Genomic DNA, 279 nt, shown 5'->3' on the forward strand with positions numbered 1-279 from the left:
CTGTTCCAGGACGGCAAAACCTTCGTCACGGCGATCGCTACTAAACAGCAATAGCGCCAGATTGTTTTGCAGGCCCGTATTGCCCGGCGTATCCGCATTAATGCGTTTTAGCTGATTAATCGCTTCGCCACGGCGAGCCGGAATTTTCGCCACCGTACTCCAGTACTCGACAGCAATGTCACCTTCCGGCGGCGCACCGTTGAACAGTTTGTTGTAACTCGCCACAGCTTCTTCCGCATGACCGGTAGTCGCCTGCAATCTTGCCTGTTGCAGTGCCTG

Annotated in this window: 1 protein-coding gene; it reads right to left on the reverse strand. The window is 54.8% G+C overall.

The window, feature by feature from the left end; translation table 11 throughout:
* Nucleotides 1–225, reverse strand: a 225-nt coding sequence (locus tag R0J87_RS19660; RefSeq protein WP_498888359.1) for a hypothetical protein, incomplete at its 3' end; no start/stop codon positions are given.
* Nucleotides 226–279: the final 54 nt, after the last annotated feature.

It is taken from the genome of Halomonas sp. SIMBA_159 (assembly GCF_046536035.1).
Lineage (GTDB): Bacteria > Pseudomonadota > Gammaproteobacteria > Pseudomonadales > Halomonadaceae > Vreelandella > Vreelandella venusta_A.